Below are 15,959 nucleotides of genomic sequence, written 5' to 3'. Positions count from 1 at the left end.
CCGCCGCACCATCGAGGTCAACGGAGCCCAGGAACCCCAGATGGACCGACGAGCAGCAGGCCGCCGTCGCCCGGCTGCGCCAGGAGTGCCTCGCTGGCCACGACCGTCTCCACCCACCCGTACTGGAAGACCTTCGAGGGAGCAGACGTGGTCAAGGAGCGGATGCGGCTCAAGGCCACGGCTCGCCCCAGCGTGGCGGTGACCGCGGCGGACCTGAGCATCGCCGCCTGAGCTCTGCTCCCCTGGGTCGCAGGAAGGAGGTACCTGCGCCCAACCAAGCGCCAAGAGCCCGCCGACCGTTGACACGGTGACCCGGGCGTGTACAGAGTAGGGTACGGGTACGTACCCGTACCCATGGGGAGCAGGAGCATGATGATGTCCGACGCCAACGTCCGCATCCCCGAGGAAGCAAAGGACCGGCTGGCCGCCATAGCTGCAGCTGAGGGGATGTCCCTGCGCGCCTACTTGGCGCGTCTGGCCGAGACGCTGCTGACCCCGGCCGAGCGGGCCGAGCGGGCCGAGAAGGCACGGGCCGCACTCAAGGAGTGGACCGGATACGCACCGACCGCTGCCGAGGAGCAGGAGCTGGACAGCGAGCTGGACCGACGCCTGGCGCAGGCGGCCGCCCGGTGAGCGATGCCGTGCACATCGTCCTGGACGACACCGCGATCACCGCGGCCGGCCAGGGCAACGTCCTCGCCTCCCGCCTGATCCACCGCGCCCACGCCGAAGCGGGCTGGTTCCTGTACGCCCCGGCGTGCGCGCTGGTCGAAGCCGACCGCGTCCGGCCCGGCACGGCCGAGCACCTGGCCTCCCTGCCCGGCGTCACCGTCCTCGAGCTGGACCTGCCCGGCGCCCTTGCCCTCGCACGGCAGGAGACCTGGGCCGCCGCCCACAGCCAGTACGCGGCGCAACCGACCGCGGATCGACCCGACGGAGCGATCATCGCCACCACCGCCCCCGACCGGTGGGCGGGGGAGCCGGTCCGCGTACTTGACCTGACCCCCTGAGCCGGCAGCGGCTCGTACGACAAGGCGACCGTAACCTGTCCACGCTCACGCCGCGCGAGCTCGAGGTCCTCCAAGACCTCGCGCGCGGTCTCAGCAACGCCGAACTGGCCGCCCGGTTTCACCTCAGCGAGGCCACGGTGAAGACCCACGTCGCCCGCATCCTGTCGAAGCTCCGCCTCCGCGACCGCGCGCAGGCGGTGATCGCGGCGTATGAGACGGGTCTGATCACCTCAGGCTCGGACGGCCTTCCGCACTGACCGGGACGCGGTCCTCGCCACCGGCCGGGGCCCGCCGATGGTGGACCCGCAGGTGCAAGGTGGCCAGGCCGAGGAGCGGAGTCACCACCCCGAGCTCCCGGGACCGGCGGGTCAGGTCGCCGAAGAGGGTGCTCGCCCTCCGCGGTCAACCCGCCGTCAGCTCGTGGGAGAAGGACGGGACCATCGGTGACCCCGACGCGGACACCACGGCCAGCGCCGCCTTCCCCTCCGCCTCCGGTACCGAGTGACGGGCCGCAGCGGCCACCGCCGCCGCCTCGTCGAGCACCGCGGGGCCGAGGCCGGGCCGCCCGGCGTTCAGAGCCTCCTGCACGCTTCAGGCGCTTACGGTTCGAGCGGCGGCTCGGCACCAGCCTGTGCCACTTGGGCTGGACCTGGGTTACAACGCCCTCGGTTACTTCGGGGGCTTCGGCATTACCGGAAGTTGGCTCTGAGGAGGTACAAATGACCGAAGCAGCGGGAATCGGATTCCAAGGAAACCCGGCGGCGACTTGGATACTCGGAGGCGTCGTTCTCGTGGTCGGATTCCTACTTGGTTATTGGCGTTACAAGAAGGAGAAGAAGTAGTCCGGCTTACTTAAGTGTGGGGGAGCCCCACAGCCCCACGGCTGTGGGCCTCCCCGCATCAGTGCACCGCTACCCTGGGGTCAATCACAGAAGAATGCGCGCTGGTCGGATCTGACGGCGATGAAGGTAAGAAGTGCATGACGTGATCGCTCTCTGAGGCGACTGGGAGGGGAAACGCCGTGTACTCGACTTCCAGGTCACATCCTGCTGATACCGGAGCCGATGTCGCCACGGCGAGAACAGGACCGATCCCTCGAAAGCGAAGCGCACCCCGCTGAAGAAGGAAAGCAAATGTCGGAGGCCGCCGCCGCGGCCTCGTTGGTCCGGTGACGGATGGGGAGATTCCTGACGCCGCGGTGGGCGGTGATTGAACCGCTGCTGCCACCTGTGTCCGCGCCGGTCTGCCCTGGAGGGACCTGCCCGAGCGGTTCAGCCCGTGGCAGACCGTCCCCGGGTGTTTCGCCCGCTGGGCCGCCGACGCGAACCTGGCCGGGGCGGGCGTGGGGTCCGGCACCTCCTCTAGGCGAGGTGCTCGGCGGGGCCGAAGGCGTGCAGGCGGATGCGCGCATGGTGGCTCCCCCTTGCTGAGTGGGGCGCGTGCGGCGGCGTCGCGGTGTCGCGGCTCCGCGCGGTTTCGTGCGGTACGGGGAGAGCCTTCAGCCTCAAGTCCGCTTGAGGTCAAGGCGCGGGCGTGCGGGACGGGGTGACGCGGGCGGCCCGCAGGGCGAGGGACGCCGCACTGATCGCGCTGGTGAACGACACCTCGGTCAGCACGCCCGGCGCCGAGACCTGGTCGCCCGCGAGGAGGACCCCGTCGCCCCGGTCGATCGCCGGGCGGTCGCGCCACGTGGTGCCCGGCAGGTCGACCGCTCCCGTACGGCCGTTGGCGACGGCCTCGCGGCGCCAGAGGGTGCGCTCGCGCCAGCCGGGGAAGCCCTTGTCGAGCAGCCGTTCCGCGTGGGCGACACCGTCCGCCTTGGACTGCTGCGGGGCGATCGGGAACTGGCCCTGGAGGAGGGTCTGCCCGGCCGGGGCGAGGGAGGGGTCCTGGGCGGTGAACCGTTCCAGCCAGCCGGGTGCGTCCAGGTCGGAGATCACGAACGGGTCGCCGCGGTGCGACCGGAGCGCCAGGTCGAGCAGGACGGTGCGCCCGCTGGGCCAGGTGAGCGCCGGGTCCCCGAGGAGGCGGCGGGCGGCGTCCAGGGACGTGGCGACGACGACCGGGCCGTCACGGTCGGGCAGCGCGTCCACGCGGGCGGAGGTTTCGACGCGTACGCCGAGGTTCCGGGCGCGGGCGGCCATCCGGTCGATGACCCGGCCCCAGCCGCCTCGCGGGTAGTGCGCCTCGGGCGGCAACGCGGTGGCCCGGCGCAGCCGCTCCTGCACGAAGCGGGCGGAGAGCGAGCCGGGGTCGTGGTGGAACAGCGCGACGGCCGCGAAGTGCGCGGCGGCGCGGCCGGCGGGGCCGCCGGTCAGGCGCTGCGACCAGGTGGCGAAGTCCGCGTCGACCGGGGCTTGTTCGGGCCTGCGGCGCGCCAGGCGGAGCAAGCCGAGGGGCGGCGTGCGGCGCAGCTCGCCGTCCAGGTGGAAGCGGAACCGGGCGCTTTCGCGCGGCGGCACGGCCGCCATGGGCCCGAGCAGGCCTCGCTGCGCCAGCCAGGACCAGTGCGGGCCGCGGTGGTAGAGGGCGTGGGGGCCTTCGTTCGTGCGGTACGGGCCCTCGGCGGTGCGGGCCCGTCCACCGAGGGTGCGGTGCGCCTCGTACAGGGTGACCCGGGCGCCGGCTTCGGCGGCGGTGATGGCGGCGGTGAGCCCGGCGAAGCCGCCGCCGACGATGGTGATGAGGGTGGGCATGGTGTCTCTCCCGGAGGTGGGTGTGTGGCCGTTCCTCAGGGATGACGGGTGGGCGGTGCGATGTGTGACATCGGGCCGGGTGCCGCGCGCGGGGCGCCGGGTGGAACCTGCGCCTGCTGGACGGCACGCTCTACTCCGGCTCCATCGCCAAACGCAGCCCGCTCGCGGATCGGCCGGACTGGCGGACCGCGCTGTACGGAGCCGAGGCCGATAAGACGCAGCTGTCCGACGTCCTCGTGACGCGGGGCCTGCACTGGCTCGCCGAACACGGCATGGTCGAGGCCGGCCGAGGGTCGGCCGACGGCCAGCGGGGGCCAGGCCGGCGCAGCGGAGTCAGCGCCCGCAACGCTCTGCTAAAAAGCCCGTACAGACTGTCGCCCTGAAGCGCGCGATCGCCCGCGCCAACGACACCGGCACCCAGCAGCCCCGGCAGATCGATGAGACCGGCGCTCCGGTCGACGGCACCGTCGCCGACCGCATCCTCGCGTCAGCGGGAGGCGCGCCCCAGGGGTGCGGGATGGCCGTGCGTCGCGCTCACTTGCTCCTCCCGGCTGCCTCGAGGGGCGGCTCCCGAGCCCCTCGAGGACACTACGCGTTCCGGCGGCACCGCTACAGGGCGGGTTCCATGCGTACGACATCGGCGAGCCGCTCCGACCACTGGCCTTTCGACGCGCCCAGCGCCACCTCGGCGAGGCGCAGCAGCTGGACGTCGGAGGTGCCGGCCGGGGCGAAGATGTGGTGCGCGTCGCGCAGGTAGCGCTCGACGGGGCGGTCGGTGAAGAGTCCGGCCGCGGCGTGGATCTCCATGGCGTCGCGCGCGGAGTCCAGCGCCGACTCGACGTTGACGAGCTTGGCGTTCATCAGCTCCGCGTCACAGGGCAGCCCCTGGTCGAGCAGGTGCACCGCGTGGTAGGCGGCCAGCCGCGCGGTCATCAGCCGGGACTGGATCCGGCCCAGCTTGAGCTTGACGGACGGCAGTTCGTGCAGCGGGGCGCCGTAGCGGTGGCGCTCCTCGCAGAAGCGGGTCGTCTCCTCCAGGATCGCCCGGTGGATGCCGAGCGAGACGGCGGTCAGGTTGGCCCGCCCGTACAGCACGCTGGAGGAGTACGCGACGGCGAGCCCGTCCCCCTCGTCGCCGAGCCGGTTCGCCGCCGGGACGCGGCAGTCGTCGAAGAACAGCTCACCGAAGCCGAAGCCGTGCAGGCCCATCGTCGGCTTCTGGTCGCCGACGCGGAAGCCCGGACGCCAGGGCTCGACGAGGAAGGCCGTGAGCCCCTTCGCACCGGGTCCGGTGCGGACCACGACACCGTGCAGGTCCCCGACGTGGCTGTTGCCGACGAACACCTTCCGGCCGTTGAGGAGGTAGTCGTCGCCGTCCCGTACGGCGGTGGCGTTCATGCCCAGGACGTGGCCGCCGGACTCGGGCTCGGTGACCGCGATCGTCGGCAGGCAGTCACCCGCCGCGATCGCGGGCAGCCAGGTCTTCTTCTGCTCGTCACTGCCGAAGTGCACGATCTTGGCGGCGCCCAGCTGGGAGGCCTGCACCATGGCGCCCATGGCACCGCTGACCCGGGACAGCTCCTCGATGATGATCGTCTTCCCGAGGTGGCCCACCCCCATCCCGCCGTAGTCCCTGCCGATCGTCGCGCCCAGCCAGCCCTGCCGGGCGATGAGCCGGGACAGCTCGTGGTGCACCGTCCGGGCCGCCTCCATGGCGGGTATGAGTGGCCGGACCTCGGTCTCCGCGAAGTGCCTGACTTCCTCCCGTAGTTGGTGATGGAGTCGACTGGCGAAATACCCGTCCATGCGAGCCCTCCTCTGCGAAACGCCTGCTCGCGGGGTGATGAGAACAGGTGGTGCATCGGTAGTGGTCCCGTCCGAACAGGCCGACCACCTCATGGTGTTGATCGTCTCCGACCCTTCAGTGCGATGCTCAACTTTGTCCAGAACGCGGTCGGTTGACGTTTCACGAGGACTGTGGTTCCCGTGGTACTGGCCTGTCCGGTCCTATCCGGGGTCCATTCCCCCTGCGCTTCTTTCTGCCACATGCCAAGGGCAAAGCTTTCGCGTGCGTCTCGCCCGGAGGGGTGGATTCCGACCTCTGGGTTCACAGGGGCCTCAGGCGTACGGCGGGGGCGGATCGATTTGGCGCGGGTGCCGACCGAATCCCTACCGTGGATGAGCGGGATCTGCGCTTCGTTGCGCGGTGGTGGCCGCGATGGCCCGGGGGAGGGGCGTGCGCACCTCCGGCGTGTGGGGGCGCACTGGGGCGTACGTCGCGTGACGGGGTCGCCCGCGGGATGCGCGGGGGCGCGTGGGAGTGGCGCACGCGCGGGGTGGTGCCGGATTCGAACGCGCGATCGATCTGGAAAGCGGTTCGTGATCATCGCTTGGAGTGCGGTATTGTTCTCATGCACGCCGGGCCGGGGGAAACCCCAGGTCAGACGGGTATCGGGACGTGGCGCAGCTTGGTAGCGCACTTGACTGGGGGTCAAGGGGTCGCAGGTTCAAATCCTGTCGTCCCGACTTGTGAGAGTCGCAGGTCAAGGGGCCGTTTCAGAGCAATCTGAGATGGCCCCTTGATCGTTTTTGGGGACCAGTTGGAGACCAGGCCCCTTGACCGTGTCAGCGGGAGATCACGATCGGGCTTGGCAGGGAGCGGGGGGCGCGCAGCGCGCTGAGGTGGGCCGAGAGGGCCGCGCCTGCAGCGGTGATCTTGTGCATGTCGGGTGGGTGGCGCCGTACGGTCCAGATCCAGTTCGTGGTGTCGATGTTCCCGAGGTCGGCCACCGCTGGTGGTCGATCTCCGCGCCGGTGCGGGCCACGACGACGGGCCATTCGTACCTGAGGGAGGCGGGCAGAAGCTTGCGGTCCTCGTCCCACTGGATCATGGTCGGCCCGCTCAGGACGATGAGCACGGCATCCAGTCGTGCGGGCAGGCGCCGGGCGGCACGCCATGGCGGACGGCGGCAAGGAAAGGTGTCGGGGGCCGGTTCGATGTGGGGGACGTCTTCCCGGGCCGGCTCCGACCACCCGTGGACCGGCACAGGGGCCGGGTGACGGCCTCGGCCGAGGCCGTCACCCGGTAGCGGTGTCCGATCTCAGCGCCGTGGGCGGTCGTGGGTGCGCACCACACGTGCGCTCGTTCCTCGTAGTTCCACCACCGTTCCGCTCACGCCTGTCCGCTCGCGCCGGAGCGGACAGGCCCGGGAGCGTTGCGAGGTCGGCCAGGACGCGGGCCGCCGGCGCCGGGTCGACCAGCCACTTCAGGTGGCTTCCCGCCAGTGTGCGGACGTCGTACGGGTTGTCCGGGGTCAGCTCGTCGCCCTCGCGGATCAGCCGGTCCTGCAAGGCGAGAGGCAGGCTCGTGTCGTCGGCCAGGCGGATGTAGGTCTTGGGGACGCGGCCCCAGGTCGCGGCCTGCGAACCCCATGCCCCGGGCCGTTGTCGGCCAGGGTGTGGGCGACCAGTGCGTTGGCGTGGCCGCGGCCAAGGCTGTAGCTCAAGTCTTGCTCTGAGACGGCGGGAAGGCGGTTGGTCGCTGCGCCGTCAGGTGACACTGCCACCAGGTGAGGTGGGCCAAAACGGGGGGTCTGGTATGCGGTGGGTGTTCCGGTGGATCGTAAGAGGCTCGGGCGAGACGCGGGCTCTGGATGTGTATGACGTCGCGTTCCTGGCGGGCGGGGCCCGGCGGGTGGTGGATAGCGCGGTCATCGCCCTGAACCGGCGCGGGCTGCTCGTGGTGCACGCCGCGCAGGTGCGCACTGTGGATGGGGAGCAACCCCTGCATGCGGTCGAGCGCGCTGTGGTTGCGTTCTGCCGGCGCACCAAGAGCATCGACACCGTACGCGCTGGCCTGCAACGCTCCCCGGAGGTCGAAGAGATCGCCCGTGGGCTGGCCACATGGGGCTTGGTGGCGGGCGCGGACCGTAAGGTGACGCATGCGGGCCGGCGGCACCTCCAACAGGCCGAGTGCGATCCGAGCATGCCGGTGTACGTCTTCGTCGAAAGCACCATGCTCCGGGAGGAGACCGTGCGACGCCCGGTCGGCCGCGCGCAGGCGGCTCCAGGCCGTCCCGGCCGGCCTCCGAGACGCACGCGCAATCGCCTGTTCGGCGACCCCGGCCCCGGCCCGGATACGGGCACACACTCCGGCGGCGGTCACAGTTGCGGGGGCGGCCACAGCTGCGGGGGCGGGGGAGGCGGAGGTGGAGGTGGCGAGTGAGGTCTCACAGGCCAGTTCACTACGGGTCGGATTGCTCAAACTTCCCTACGTTGTCTGACGGGACAGCTCGCCGTCGCAGGTCGAGGGGCCGTTTCCGAGCAATCTGAAACGGCCCCTTGATCGTTTCGCGGCCAGGCTCGGAAGGGAGCGCGGGGCGTGCAGCGCGCTGAGGCGTGGTCGGCGGTCTGGCGCCGCACGGTCCCAGTCCCGCAGAGTGCGATGAGCGGGTGGTCGTCGGTGTCGGCCGTGGAGGTACGCCTGCGCGGGGAGGCGTACCTCCACGGCCGGCGTGCTCGGCGCGGACGGGATCGCCCGCCGGTCGCCCGCCGGGACGTCCCCGCCCACCGGTGGCCGTCACACGGTCACCCCCGTCTACGAGCTGTTCGCGAGTGCCGAGGTCACCGGGGTCTGCGCCCGGCCGTCAGGCCGTGTCGCGGCGCTCCGGCCCCTCGTCCACGTCGTCCGCCGGGGTGGGCCGGGGGAGGGGGATGCGGGTCTGGCCCTCGATCGGGGCCGGGGTGCGCTCGCCGAGCCGGTCCTCCAGCAGGCGAAGCCTGGTACGCGTCTCCTCGGTCGTCATGTTCCCCCTCCCCGTCACCGCTGCCGCGGACCGGGATCCGACGGACGGCCCTGCCCCTGCGCCGCGGCCGCCGATGCCACGGTCCGGGGGTCCTCGCCGGTGAGTTCGACGATGCGGTGCGGCGGAACCCCGGCGGCCGTGGCCCGCGCCAGCAGGGCGTCCCGCTCGCCCGCGCAGTCGCGGTAGGCCAGCAGCTCCTTCTCCACGCGGGCGAGGGCGCCCGGCGCCAGCGCGTGGCGCAGCCGGTTCAGCTCCTCGTCGCTCAACGGAACGGGCAGCTTCTCCGCCCCGTCGGGGATGGCGCCCGTCTCCTCCGGCGGCAGCAGCCGGACCTCCGCGGAGGCGGCGGTCACCTCATGCGCGTCGAGCCAGGCCCGTACGGCGGGCGTCTCCAAGCACGCCAGGTCTCCGACAGCGGCGACGGATGCGCCCAGCGGGGTCGCCGGGTCGTCCACGAGGAACAGGTAGGCGTCGTCGGTCATGCTCGTCTCCTTCGCAGACGCGATGGTCGTGTGCTGTCCTCACCTACCCCCTCCGGCGGGAGCCACCGCCCGGCTCCCGTCACCTTCGCCCACGTGGCGCCGGTGCCGCGCACGCCGCCGTCCCGCCCGGCATCCGGTGCCGGTTGTCCGCCACCAGCCGGTAGACGGCGTGGGCGACCCACCGCACCGGGGGCAGCATGAGCAGCGCGCCCAGCGGCGCCCAGCCCCGGCCCGTGCACAGCAGGATCTTCGCCACCGCCCGGGCACCGCCGTACACCAGGCCCGTGGGGGTCACCCAGAGCACTTCGTGTGCGGCGCGCTCCGGCGTCACGCCCAGCGCGGCCAGATCCGCGAACTGCCAGGGGACGGTCTCGCAACCGGGGCGGAGGCGGCGTTCGACGAACGACACGCAGGACGTGCAGAAGCCGCAGTCGCCGTCGAAGACGAGCACCGGTCGGGTCCGCATGACTCCATCATGCCGAAACGGCGGCGAACCCTCCGCCCACGAGGCCGGACGAGGGACGGGGGATGCCCGGCGGTTGAGGGGGCACACGGGCACATGGTGCTCGCAACCACGCTGCCGGGCACGCCACCGGCAGCACACGCGTGGGCGGGCGGACGACGGCAGGTGACAACAGGACGCAGGGAGCGCAGTGATGAAAGTCCGCTCGTGGCCGATCCGGCCGGACCTCCGGCTCACCGCCCACGTGGTGGCCGGTCGTTACCGGCTCGACGACCTGCTGGGCCGCGGCGGCGCGGCCGACGTGTACGAGGGCGTGGACCTGCGCCTGCGGCGGCCGGTCGCGGTGAAGGTCTTCCGCCCGGACGGTGCCGCCGACACGGAGGAGCGGTTCGACAGTGAGGGCCGGCTGCTGGCCCAGTTGCAGCACCCCGGCCTGATCACCGTGTACGACTGCGGCCGGGACGACGGAACGCCCTACCTGGTGATGGAGTTGGTCAGGGGCACGACGCTGCGCCGGCGGATCACCGCGGCTCCGCTGGAACCCGCCGAGGCGTGCCGGATCGGCGCCGAGCTGGCCTCCGCCCTGGCCCATGTGCACCGGGCCGGAGTCGTCCACCGCGACGTCAAACCCGCGAACATCCTGCTGGACGAGGCGGGCCTCCCCCGCCTGACGGACTTCGGCATCTCCCGGCTGCTCGGCACCACGGCCCAGACCGTCCCGGGCGCCCTGGTGGGGACCGCCGCCTACATGGCCCCGGAGCAGGTGCTGGGCCGGGGCGCCGGGCCGGCGGCGGACATCTACAGTCTGGGACTGGTGCTCATCGAGTCCATCAAAGGTGAACTGGAGTACGACGGGGCGCCGCTGGAGGCCGCGATCGCCCGCCTGCACCGGCCCCCGGTCATTCCGCCGGACATACCGGCGGAGCTCGTCGAACTGCTGGCCGCCATGACCGACGCGGAGGAGACCCGCCGGCCGGACGCCCGGGCCTGCGGACGCGCCCTGGCAGCCTTGGCATCGGAAGGCCCCGCGGAAGCGGCCGACGTGCCCACGGGATCCTCCGTGCTCGCGGCTTCGCCCGTGAGCGGCGAGGACGACGCCGGCGAGCGGAACCCGGACACGCTGAGGTCGCACGGGACGGGCGCCGCGCTCCGGACCGCCGGCGCCGAGGCCGCCGTCTCCGCACACGGCGGTCCGGTACCTGCGCGATCCGCCTCCGGCCGGCCCGCCGCTCGCCGGGCCGGCCGGATCCTGCTGACCGCCGGCGCGGCCATGACCGTCTTCGGCGTCGGACTGGCCGGTTCGGTGGGCGGGCCGTCCGCCGAGGCGGAGAACGCCGCGTCCGGTCCTCCCCGCCCCGCGACGACCGAGCCAGCCTCACCGGGCGCGAACCGGTCGAGCGCGTCCGCCTCCTCCCCGTCCGCGTCCGCCCCCTCCGCCTCCTCTCCGTCCGCGTCGGCCTCCGCGACCGCCTCGCCCACCCCGTCCGTCGGAGCCGCCGCCGTCTCCGCGTCCGCGCCGCGGTCCCCCTCGTACACCGTGAGCCGGCGGGCCACCGGCGCCGAGGAGACGGCGGTCGACAGCGGCACGCCGTCGGCTTCCGGCAGTGGGGAGCGGCAGCGCGGCCGTGCGGACGGTCCCGGAGCAGCCGGCCCGGCTCCCGAGAAGGCGGAGGAGCGGCAGGGAAAGCCGAAGCCGGCGAAGGGCAGGCACGCGCGGTGACACCGCCGGGGCTCCCTGGCGTTTACGCCGCCCTGACGGGGCACCAGACAGGCAACCCGCCGCCCCCGCTCGGGGCGCGGCGGCGGCCGGGTGGCGGCAGGCCCTGAACGGAGCGGTGATGTCATGACGATCGGTGTACCCGCGAGCGGCTCGGCGCCCGGTCGGCGCGAGCACGGGGCGCACGCCAGGGCCTTGGTCCGTACACCGGTCGCCGTCTGGGAGGACGACCTCACCGACTGGGCGGCGGCGCTGACGTACTACGCGGTGCTGGCCGTCTTCCCGGCCCTGCTGGTGATGATCTTCTCCATCGCGCTGCTCGGCACGGACTCCCCGGAGGAGGTCGTCGCGCAACTGGCCGCCTTCGTGCCGAAGGCGGCCCGTCCGGTCCTCGCCCAGGCCCTGAGCAGCCCGCAGGAGGGCTCGTCGGTCCGCTGGCTGCTGCTCGTGGTCACCGCCGGGGCCGCGCTGTGGTCCGCCTCCAGCTACCTGGCCGTCTTCCGGCGGGCACTGCACGCGATGTACGGCGTTCCCGACTGCCGCCCGGCGTGGCGGACGTTCCCCGCCATCCTGCTCAGGGCGTTGACCGTGCTCGCACTGCTGGTCAGCGGGGTGCTGACGCTCACGGCTGCCGAGCGGGTCGCCCGGGCCATCGGCCGGGGCACGGGAACGGACCATCAGGCCGCCCTGGTCTGGGCGGGCTTGAAATGGCCGCTGCTGTTCACGGTGGTCGTCGCCCTGGTCCTGCTCCTCTTCCGGTCCGGGCCGCCGGAGACCCGCGGTGTGCGGCAGACGCTGCCCGGCGGAACACTGGCGGTGCTGCTCTGGCTGCTGGCGTCGGCGGGCTTCGCCTTCTACGCGTCGCACATCGCGACGTACAACCGTCTCTACGGCTCCCTGGCGGGTGTGGTGGCGTTCCTGGTGTGGCTGTGGGTCTCCCATGTCGTGCTGCTGGCGGGTGCTCAGTTCAACGCCGAACTGGCGCGGGACGGGCGACCGGAGCGGCCCGATCCCTGCTCCTCGCCGACCTGAAGCGGTCGCGCCGCCGGCCTCATCGGCACCACCATCGACGCGTCACGGCGTGGGGGAGCAGGTGAAGCCGTCGGCGGAGTCGGGGCTGCCGGTGCCGGTGTACCGCGGCCAGGACGGGTGGGCGCACAGCGGCCGGGTCCGGCCGTTCGCCGCGGGGTTGGCGTCGCTGACGACCGGCCGCAGGGGGGCGGTGTCCTTCTCCACCCACGTCTCCAGGGCGGTCAGTGAGTCCCAGCTCGCCGCGAAGGACGCGTCGACGTTGACGTGGTTGGCGCCGGGGACGAGGTAGAGCCGGGCGAAGGCGTCGGTGGCGCGCTCGCCCATGTGCTTCCGTACGCGCTGGAAGTAGTCGACCGTGGCGCGGTGGCTGACGAGTTCGTCGGCCGTGCCGTGCACCATCAGCAGCTTGCCGCCGGCCTCGGCGAACCGGCGCAGGTCGGGGTTGTTGACGTCCTGCAGCGCCGACAGCTCGCTGATGCGCCGCTGCCAGGCGCCGGGACGGCGCGGGTCCAGGCTCAGGGAGTCGTACGCGGGATCGCGGGTGACGAAGTAGCGCACCCACTGGTCCCAGAACTGCACGCCGTAGCCGCTGTTCTTGGGCATCGGGTGGCCGGGGGGCTCGGTGCCCATGCCCAGCAGGGGCGTGGACATGTCAGCACCCGAGAGGAAGGGAAAGCCGGGATAGCCCTTCTCCCCACTGGCGAGGCGGTACGGCCAGCGCAGTGGCGCGGACAGGTCCCGTACGGCGCGGATCTGGGCGTCGGACAGGCAGGTGTCCGAGGTGTCCCGGCCCTGCGGGCAGCGCAGTGTGCGCGGGTTGAAGTGGCAGCCGCGTTCGTGGGAGACGACGCCGTCGCGCAGGCCGTCGTCACCGTCGCAGGCCGCGAGGACACCGCGGTGGAGCAGGTGCTGCTCGGCCGGGTTGAGGAAGGCCCCGGGGCGGGAGAAGACCTGCGCCGTGTGGCCGAAGAAGAGGTCGAGGCTCGCGGCGTTCCAGGCGGGGTAGGCGGCGATGACGCCGTCGAAGTCCGTGGGCCAGCGCTGGGCCACGGCGAGCGCCTCCCGCCCGCCGCTCGATCCGCCGGCGAAGAAGCTGTGCGCCGGAGCGCCGCGCCGGTAGTGCGCGCGCAGGACGAAGCGTGCCGTGTCGCTGGTCTTCTTCAGGGCGTCGCCCGCGAAGTTGCGTACCGCTTCGTCGTTGAGGCCGAAGGACCCGTCGAGCGAGGGCGTCGGCTTGAAGCCGGGTGCGGCCTGATGCCCCGAGTCGCCGGCGAAGACGGCGTAGCCGCGGCTCAGCGGCCGGGGCTGGTCGGTGGGGCCGAACGGGACGTTGCCGGTGACATCGGGGATGGTCCCGTCGTAGCCCCCGCCGCCGAACATCATCGCTTTCCCGTTCCACCGCTCGGGCAGGGCCACTCGCAGGGTGATGTCGGGAGCCTGCGGGTCCACGGGGTGGATGGCGGCGTCCACCCGGCAGTAGGCACCGGTCGCGGCCGTGCCGCTGCCGGCCGCCGGGACCGGTCGCGCGGCGGTCACCTCGCCGCCCGTGGTGGGCAGGCCGATCGCGGAGGCGGGAATCCGCAGGCCGAGCAGGTCACCGCACGCCGCAGGGGAGCCCGGGGTGGACGCGGCAGGCGGGCTGACGCCGCTGACCAGGGTGAGCGCGAGGCCCGAAGCGGCGATGATCTTCTTCATGGTCTGTCTCCATGCGTGCGCCGAGGGGGAGCGGGCGCACAGGCTATGGAGCCCGTCCCCCTGGGCACTATGGCCTCGGCGCACACTCCTGCCGCTCGCGCGGTGTGGAACAGGACCCAGGGCGCGCGAGCTCGGCAGGATCCGGAAGACACCTCTTAGGACTTGCTGACTCTCAGCAGCCGGAGGGCGACCTGGATCTCCAGCAGCCTCTCCGGCTCCCGCCAGCCGTCGCCGAGGAGCCGGCTGACGCGGGCGAGGCGCTGCGCGACGGTGTTGACGTGCACGTGCAGCATGCCTGCGGTGTTCCTGGCGTGTTGGCCGCTGCGGCAGTACGCGTCGAGCGTGCGCACCAGCTCCGAGCGGTGGCCGCGGTCGTACGCGATCACCGGGCCGATGACCGAGTCGATGAAGGACGCGACGGCCGGCCGGCCGCTGAACAGGGCGCCGACGAAGCCGAGACCGCGGGTGTCCGCGATCTCCCCCGTCCTGCCCAGGGCGAGCAGCGCCCGCAGGCATTCGTCCGCCTCCAGGTAGGCCGCGGGGAGGCCGGCGATGTCCCCGGCGCGGGCGGTGCCGGCGGTGACGGGGCGTCGGCAGGTCCGCGTCAGCTCGCGGGCTGCGGCGCGCGCCACCTCCAGGGGGTCGTCGCCGGGCAGCAGCAGGATCACGGTGTCGCGCCGGAGCGTCGCCAGTCCGCGGCGGCGCCGGGCGAAGGCCGCGGTGGACGCGTAGACCCGCTCCCGCGGTTCGTCGTCCAGCCGGGCCACCACCACGATCCGGCAGGCGTCGAGGTCGACGTCGATCAGGGCCGCGCGGTGCCGGAGGAGGTCGTGGTCCTTGGGGTGCGCCGCCAGCAGGTCGGCCAGCAGCTCGCCGCGCACCCGTGCCTCCGCCTCGGCCATGCGTCTGCGGGTGACGAGCACGAGGGAGGCGACCAGCGCGGCCCGCTCCAGGATGCGGCGGTCGATCGTGCCGATCTCCGTCGCCGTCCCGGCGAGGACGATGGTGCCCAGGGGCTCCGACTCGGTGATCAGGGGGACGGCGCACCGGGCGCCCCGGACCACCGTGCCTCCGGCCTGCCAGGCGTCGGCGCCGATGGCCCGCAGCTCGTCCACCGGTATCGACGCCGGGCCGCGGGACCGGGCCGCGATGTCGCCGTCCTCGTCGAGGACGACGACCGTCCCGGACAGCGAGGTCGCGGTCGCCTGCGCCACCTCGTCCACCCCCTTGCCCTGGATGACCAGGCGCGTCAGGCGTTCGTGGACGTCGGCGGTGCGCTCCAGGTCGGCCATGTGGGCGCTGATCGTGTCGTTGGCGACCCGCAGCTCGGCGACGGCCGCCTGGGCGGCGCCCAGCAGACGGGCGTTCTCGATGGCCACCGCCGCGTGCGAACCGAGCATCATCAGCACGCTGATGTCGCGGCTGCCGAACCCCCGTCGGCTCCGGTGCGCGGCGAGCAGGACCCCGATCACCTCCTGGTTGAGCTTCACCGGCACGCCCAGCAGGGACTCGATCCGCTCGGCCGCGACCGTACGGTCGATCTCGGCGGTATGGGCGAAGGAGTCGTCGGAGAGGTACGAGGTGACGGCGTACGGCTCGCCGGTCCGCGCGACGATGCCGCCGACTCCGCTGCCGACCGGCAGCCTCAGCTCGCGCAGCCGGCCGGAGATGTTGCCCGCCGCCGCCTTGATGTAGCTGTCCCCCCTGCCGCGGTCGCTGAGGCTGATGTAGGCGAGGTCGCATTCCAGCAGGCGCCGTGCGCGATCGGAGATGGCCTGGAGGATGGAGTCGAGGTCGCGCAGCGAGGCCAGGTCGTTGGCGGTGTCGTTGAGGAGCTGGAGCTCCGCCTCGTTGCGGCGGTGCCGCAGGTGCCGCTCGCGCAGCCGCAGCGCGAGCGCGCGCTCCTCCTCCAGCTCCGCGAGCCGGCCGGCCGGTTCCCCGGCGGCCCGGGCCGCCGCCAGCACGTCGTCGAACGCGCTGATGTCGGCTTCCCCCAGCAGCAGTTCCAGGAACACGCCGCCGTACGTCCGTGCCATGGCTCCTCCGTCGGACATGCCCG

At 72.7% G+C, this 15,959-nt stretch carries 15 protein-coding genes, 1 tRNA gene and 3 pseudogenes; 8 read left to right on the top strand and 11 right to left on the bottom strand.

The features are described from left to right. Positions 1-17 precede the first annotated feature (17 nt). Positions 18-155, bottom strand: coding sequence for a hypothetical protein (locus ACZ42X_RS02355; RefSeq protein WP_468283401.1), 138 nt, complete (start codon positions 153-155; stop codon positions 18-20). 220 nt (positions 156-375) lie between these two features. Here ACZ42X_RS02355 and ACZ42X_RS02350 point away from each other — a divergent pair, with 220 nt between their 5' ends. The 3 genes and pseudogenes from ACZ42X_RS02350 to ACZ42X_RS02340 all read left to right on the top strand — a co-directional run. Then, positions 376-633, top strand: coding sequence for a hypothetical protein (locus tag ACZ42X_RS02350; protein WP_468284098.1), 258 nt, complete (start codon positions 376-378; stop codon positions 631-633). Next, positions 630-1,010, top strand: coding sequence for a PIN domain-containing protein (locus tag ACZ42X_RS02345; RefSeq protein WP_468283399.1), 381 nt, complete (start codon positions 630-632; stop codon positions 1,008-1,010). Before ACZ42X_RS02350 ends, ACZ42X_RS02345 begins: the two co-directional genes overlap by 4 nt. Before the next feature lie 29 nt (positions 1,011-1,039). Further along, positions 1,040-1,267 (top strand): annotated as a pseudogene (locus ACZ42X_RS02340) (response regulator transcription factor); the annotation flags it as partial. Between the two features lie 145 nt (positions 1,268-1,412). Here ACZ42X_RS02340 and ACZ42X_RS02335 read toward each other — a convergent pair. Next, the gene (locus tag ACZ42X_RS02335) at positions 1,413-1,598 is read right to left on the bottom strand and encodes a hypothetical protein (RefSeq protein ID WP_468283397.1); all 186 of its coding nucleotides are present in this window, start codon (positions 1,596-1,598) and stop codon (positions 1,413-1,415) included. Between the two features lie 652 nt (positions 1,599-2,250). Between ACZ42X_RS02335 and ACZ42X_RS02330 the strand changes: the two are divergent. Next, positions 2,251-2,559, top strand: a pseudogene (locus ACZ42X_RS02330) (transposase); the annotation flags it as partial. Here ACZ42X_RS02330 and ACZ42X_RS02325 read toward each other — a convergent pair. After that, positions 2,531-3,706: an FAD-dependent oxidoreductase gene (locus tag ACZ42X_RS02325; RefSeq protein WP_468283395.1), complete on the bottom strand. Its 1,176-nt coding sequence runs from the start codon at positions 3,704-3,706 to the stop codon at positions 2,531-2,533. The pseudogene ACZ42X_RS02330 and the gene ACZ42X_RS02325 overlap by 29 nt on opposite strands. Positions 3,707-4,315: 609 nt before the next feature. Next, entirely contained in the window at positions 4,316-5,512 is a 1,197-nt protein-coding gene (locus ACZ42X_RS02320) for an acyl-CoA dehydrogenase family protein (protein ID WP_468283393.1), read from the bottom strand. A gap of 646 nt (positions 5,513-6,158) precedes the next feature. On the opposite strand from ACZ42X_RS02320, the gene ACZ42X_RS02315 reads away from it, so the two are divergent. After that, positions 6,159-6,232 (top strand) — tRNA-Pro (locus ACZ42X_RS02315). A gap of 99 nt (positions 6,233-6,331) precedes the next feature. On the opposite strand, the gene ACZ42X_RS02310 is transcribed toward ACZ42X_RS02315, so the two are convergent. Continuing rightward, positions 6,332-6,496, bottom strand: a complete 165-nt coding sequence (locus tag ACZ42X_RS02310; RefSeq protein WP_468283391.1) for a hypothetical protein — start codon at positions 6,494-6,496, stop codon at positions 6,332-6,334. Positions 6,497-6,904: 408 nt separating this feature from the next. Then, positions 6,905-7,132, bottom strand: a pseudogene (locus tag ACZ42X_RS02305) (alpha/beta hydrolase); the annotation flags it as partial. Positions 7,133-7,304: 172 nt separating this feature from the next. Between ACZ42X_RS02305 and ACZ42X_RS02300 the strand changes: the two are divergent. Beyond that, the gene (locus tag ACZ42X_RS02300; RefSeq protein WP_468283389.1) at positions 7,305-7,931 is read left to right on the top strand and encodes a TIGR04222 domain-containing membrane protein; all 627 of its coding nucleotides are present in this window, start codon (positions 7,305-7,307) and stop codon (positions 7,929-7,931) included. Positions 7,932-8,352: 421 nt separating this feature from the next. Here ACZ42X_RS02300 and ACZ42X_RS02295 read toward each other — a convergent pair whose 3' ends face one another. The 3 genes from ACZ42X_RS02295 to ACZ42X_RS02285 form a co-directional block, all read right to left on the bottom strand. Then, positions 8,353-8,511, bottom strand: coding sequence for a hypothetical protein (locus tag ACZ42X_RS02295; protein WP_468283387.1), 159 nt, complete (start codon positions 8,509-8,511; stop codon positions 8,353-8,355). A gap of 14 nt (positions 8,512-8,525) precedes the next feature. Next, positions 8,526-8,993, bottom strand: coding sequence for a DUF6003 family protein (locus ACZ42X_RS02290; protein WP_468283385.1), 468 nt, complete (start codon positions 8,991-8,993; stop codon positions 8,526-8,528). Positions 8,994-9,072: 79 nt separating this feature from the next. Continuing rightward, a complete protein-coding gene (locus ACZ42X_RS02285; RefSeq protein ID WP_468283383.1) occupies positions 9,073-9,459 on the bottom strand; it encodes a thiol-disulfide oxidoreductase DCC family protein in 387 nt (128 codons plus the stop codon). A gap of 190 nt (positions 9,460-9,649) precedes the next feature. Between ACZ42X_RS02285 and ACZ42X_RS02280 the strand changes: the two genes are divergently transcribed. Continuing rightward, complete coding sequence (locus ACZ42X_RS02280) at positions 9,650-11,176, top strand: serine/threonine-protein kinase (RefSeq protein WP_468283381.1); 1,527 nt, start codon at positions 9,650-9,652, stop codon at positions 11,174-11,176. Between the two features lie 123 nt (positions 11,177-11,299). Next, the gene (locus ACZ42X_RS02275; protein WP_468283379.1) at positions 11,300-12,205 is read left to right on the top strand and encodes a YihY/virulence factor BrkB family protein; all 906 of its coding nucleotides are present in this window, start codon (positions 11,300-11,302) and stop codon (positions 12,203-12,205) included. A gap of 42 nt (positions 12,206-12,247) precedes the next feature. Here ACZ42X_RS02275 and ACZ42X_RS02270 read toward each other — a convergent pair whose 3' ends face one another. Both ACZ42X_RS02270 and ACZ42X_RS02265 read right to left on the bottom strand, forming a co-directional pair. Next, positions 12,248-13,900 carry a tannase/feruloyl esterase family alpha/beta hydrolase gene (locus ACZ42X_RS02270; protein WP_468283377.1) on the bottom strand — a complete coding sequence of 551 codons (1,653 nt, stop codon included), beginning with the start codon at positions 13,898-13,900 and terminating at the stop codon, positions 12,248-12,250. Between the two features lie 155 nt (positions 13,901-14,055). Next, on the bottom strand, positions 14,056-15,936 hold the full coding sequence (locus ACZ42X_RS02265) for a helix-turn-helix domain-containing protein (protein WP_468283375.1): 1,881 nt from the start codon (positions 15,934-15,936) through the stop codon (positions 14,056-14,058). Positions 15,937-15,959: the final 23 nt, after the last annotated feature.

Source organism: Streptomyces sp. NPDC030862, from assembly GCF_055571835.1.
This window is presented reverse-complemented; position numbering and strand designations above follow the sequence as displayed.